Origin of the sequence: Paraconexibacter sp., assembly GCF_041602235.1 — a bacterium.
Taxonomy (GTDB): domain Bacteria; phylum Actinomycetota; class Thermoleophilia; order Solirubrobacterales; family Solirubrobacteraceae; genus Paraconexibacter.
Genome location: NZ_JBFIGP010000395.1, coordinates 1 through 2,722, shown reverse-complemented (window position 1 = coordinate 2,722; position 2,722 = coordinate 1). Strand labels below are relative to the sequence as shown.

General features: G+C 68.5%; 4 protein-coding genes. 2 read left to right on the top strand and 2 right to left on the bottom strand.

The genetic code is table 11. From position 1 onward, the window contains the following. Positions 1 to 1,323: class I adenylate-forming enzyme family protein (locus ABYE80_RS19475; protein ID WP_372791968.1), on the top strand; the 1,323-nt coding region annotated here is incomplete at its 5' end. Between the two features lie 60 nt (positions 1,324 to 1,383). On the opposite strand, the gene ABYE80_RS19470 is transcribed toward ABYE80_RS19475, so the two are convergent. Both ABYE80_RS19470 and ABYE80_RS19465 read right to left on the bottom strand, forming a co-directional pair. Next, positions 1,384 to 1,809: a MaoC/PaaZ C-terminal domain-containing protein gene (locus ABYE80_RS19470; RefSeq protein ID WP_372791967.1), complete on the bottom strand. Its 426-nt coding sequence runs from the start codon at positions 1,807 to 1,809 to the stop codon at positions 1,384 to 1,386. Continuing rightward, positions 1,806 to 2,267 carry a MaoC family dehydratase N-terminal domain-containing protein gene (locus ABYE80_RS19465; protein WP_372791966.1) on the bottom strand — a complete coding sequence of 154 codons (462 nt, stop codon included), beginning with the start codon at positions 2,265 to 2,267 and terminating at the stop codon, positions 1,806 to 1,808. The genes ABYE80_RS19470 and ABYE80_RS19465 overlap by 4 nt, the downstream gene beginning before the upstream one ends. 122 nt (positions 2,268 to 2,389) lie before the next feature. Between ABYE80_RS19465 and ABYE80_RS19460 the strand changes: the two genes are divergently transcribed. After that, positions 2,390 to 2,722, top strand: a 333-nt coding sequence (locus ABYE80_RS19460; RefSeq protein ID WP_372791965.1) for a beta-ketoacyl synthase N-terminal-like domain-containing protein, incomplete at its 3' end; no start/stop codon positions are given.

The window sequence follows — 2,722 nt, the reverse complement described above, 5'->3', positions numbered from 1 at the left end:
CTGATCGCCCCGATGCCCGTGCAGTGGCGCGGCCGCGAGTTGCGGCACATCGTCGAGCTCACCGGGGCGACGATGTACATCGGAGCGCGCGAGCTGAAGGGCGCGCCGCTGATGGCCTACGCGGACGAGACGCTGCCGCCCACGGTGACCAGGCTTGAGCTGGCGGAGGTAACCGCGGCGGCGCAGACGCCGGCCCCGGTGGATCTCCGGCTGCCGACGGTCGATGCCGACGACGCGTTCACCCTGTGCTGGACCTCCGGGACCGAAGCGCAGCCGAAGGGCTGTCCGCTGACGCACAACAACTGGCTGTTCCAGGGCCGCAGCTTCCGCCAGGCCACCGCGCTCCAGGACGGCTACAAGATCCTCGGTCCCGCGCCGATCGTGAACATGACCGGGGTGGGGATCACCGTCATGTGGCTGCTTTCGGGTGGACACCTGCTGCTCCACCAGCCGTTGAATCTACCGGTGCTGCTCAAGCAGCTGCCCGAGGCGGAGTTCAGCGTCCTGGTGCCGGCGATCCTCATGATGCTGCTCAAGCTCCCGGAGGAGCAGATCCCGGATCTGGCGAAGGTGAGGTCGATCGGGACCGGTTCGGCTCCGCCGCCAGCGTGGGCCATCGAGGGCTTCCGGGAGCGCTGGGGCATCGAGGTGACCAACGTCTTCGGACAGAACGAAGGCACGATCCTCGCGGCGGGGGCCGACGACGTGCCCGACCCCGGGAAGCGGTCCAACCACTTCCCGTGGTGGGGGCGAGCCGGTGCGGAGTGGCCTTCAGGGGTGGCCGGTATCGATGTGCGCGTCATCGACGACGAGGGGAACGAGCTCACCGAGCCTGGTGCGATAGGCGAGCTCGCGTATCGCGGGCCGAACGTCTTCCCCGGGTACTTCCGCTCTCCGCAGCTCAACGAGGGGCTCTTCACCGCTGATGGTCACGTCCGGACCGGGGATCTGTTCACCGTCCTGGACGACCGCCACATCGGGTTCGTCGATCGCAAGAAGGACATCATCATCCGCGGTGGCTTCAACGTCAGCGCGGCGGAGGTGGAGACCGTGGCCAGCGGCCACCCCGGCGTGGCCGACTGCGCCGCCGTGGCCAGCCCCGACGAGGTGCTGGGGGAGCGGGTCTGCGTGTTCGTCGTCCCGCTCGACCCGCAGGCGCCGCCGACGCTGGCCGACGTGGTCGACTTCATGTCCGGGCAGGGCATCGCCATCTACAAGCTCCCGGAGCGGATGGAGCTGATCGACGCGATCCCGCGCAACCCCGTGGGGAAGATCGTGAAGAAGGAGCTGCGCGACCGGCTCAAGGGACTCGTCGTGAAGTAGCGGCGGGTCCGACCCGCGACACTGGGCGGACCGCCGCCCGCCCAGCGTCGCCCGTCGCGCTCAGGCCACGAGCACCGTGGCCTTGGCGGACATCGCGACGTCGCCGGTCTGTCGCGTGACGGTCATCGAGATCTCGGCCAGCTGCTCGTCGACCGCATCCACGTGCCCGGCGAACGTCAGGACGTCCCCGGGCCAGACCTGTCCGCTGAACCGGACCGTGAACGTGCGGATGCTGTTGGGCCCGACCCACCGGGCGAGGCGCGTGCCGAGGATCCCGGCGTGGAGCATGCCCATGCCGAAAACCGAGGGCATCCCCGCGGCGCGGGCGAACTCGTCGTCGTGATGGATCGGATTCAGGTCGCCGCCCGCGCCCGCGTACCTGACGAAGTCCGTTCGCGAGAGCGGCCCTACCTGGTTCTCGGTCATCGTGTCGCCGGCCCGGAGGGGGACGGGCGCCGTCGGCAGCGATGCGACGGTCGTGCTCATGCTGGTGCTCCCGTCTCGATCAGGGTGTCGTTTCGGACGACGACGAGCGTGCCGTCCGTGCGTGTGAAACGTGTCTCGATCATCACCATCGTCATCGTCCCGCCGCGCTTCCCCTCGCGGGTCACGACGTCGGACACGGACGAGGTCGCGGTGAGCTCGTCCCCGACCCGGACGGGAGCGTGGTACTCCCACGACGCCTCGCCGTGCAGGACACGGGCGAGATCCGCGCCGATCGCCGTGGCCGTGCTCAGTGCGCCTCCCGGGCGCCAGTGATCCACGAGCGCGCTGACGGTGGGCGGTACCGGGAGCTCGGAGAACCCGGCTTCGGTGGCGGCCGCGAGGTCGTACCAGGTCGCATCGTCATCGTGGAACGCGCGGGCGAGCTCGACGAGCTTGCTGCGGTCGATGGGGAAGGACACGGAGTCGAGCTCCTGTCCTTTGATCGAGGGATCGATCATCGGGCCTCCTCTTGTCAGGTTGCAAAACGCTAAGGTATCTCAAAATAATCACTGATGATTTCGTTCTTCGCCGTTCGGGATCGTCGAGGAGCAGCCGCACACGCGGCTACGAGGAGCGTTCCATGAGCAACCGGACCTTCGTCATCGGCGTCGGGATGACCAAGTTCGACAAGCCGGGCACCAAGGGCGGCGACTACCCGGACTGGGCCCGGGAAGCAGGGGAGAAGGCGCTGGAGGACGCCGGCGTGCCGTACAGCAGCGTCCAAGCCGCCTACGCCGGCTACTGCTTTGGCGACTCGACCTACGGGCAGCGTGCCGTCTACCAGTTCGGCGCCACCGGAATCCCGGTCGTCAACGTCAACAACAACTGCGCCACCGGATCCACGGCGCTCTACCTCGCCCGCCAGGCCATCAAGGGCGGGCAGGTCGACTGCGCGATGGCCCTCGGCTTCGAG